Annotated in this window: 1 protein-coding gene; it reads right to left on the bottom strand. The window is 52.6% G+C overall.

The features are described 5' to 3' along the window. Positions 1 to 51 precede the first annotated feature (51 nt). The coding region (locus tag Xmir_RS22350) for a transposase (RefSeq protein WP_145956969.1) at positions 52 to 496 on the bottom strand (445 nt) is incomplete at its 5' end.

Raw genomic sequence — 496 nt, 5'->3', positions numbered from 1 at the left:
TTTCTGCATTCATCCTTGTCGTTAAAAGTGAAAGTTGATCAGTGAAACACCTCAGTAAGGTCTGACACTGACGTAATCTTTTTGGTATTCCTGCTGATGGGCGACCAATGCCCAAACGGTGCGAGCCAGCTTATTGGCCATCCCCACAATCGCCACACAGACCGGGCGGCGTTTTTTCAGCTCCGTCACCCACTGCAGCGGGGTTTTCGTGAGTAAGGTGGCCACTCGGGCACCGTGAATAAACAGCGTTCTCAGGTAGGTATCTCCCCGTTTACTGATCCCCAGTAATTTGACCCGGCCTCCCGTTCCCGTTTGTTTCGGTACCAGACCCAGATAGGCCGAAAATTCCCTGCCCGACCGAAACGCGCTGGGATCGCCCATTGTGGCGACGGCTGCTGTGGCAATCAGGACACCGATACCGGGAATTTTCAGGATCCGCTGACAATCGGCATTCTGTTTTGTCCACGCCGTTAGTTGTTTTTCCACTTGTTCAATT

The organism is Xenorhabdus miraniensis, assembly GCF_002632615.1.
Note: the sequence above shows the minus strand (reverse complement) of the source record. Positions and strands in the feature narration are given on the sequence as shown.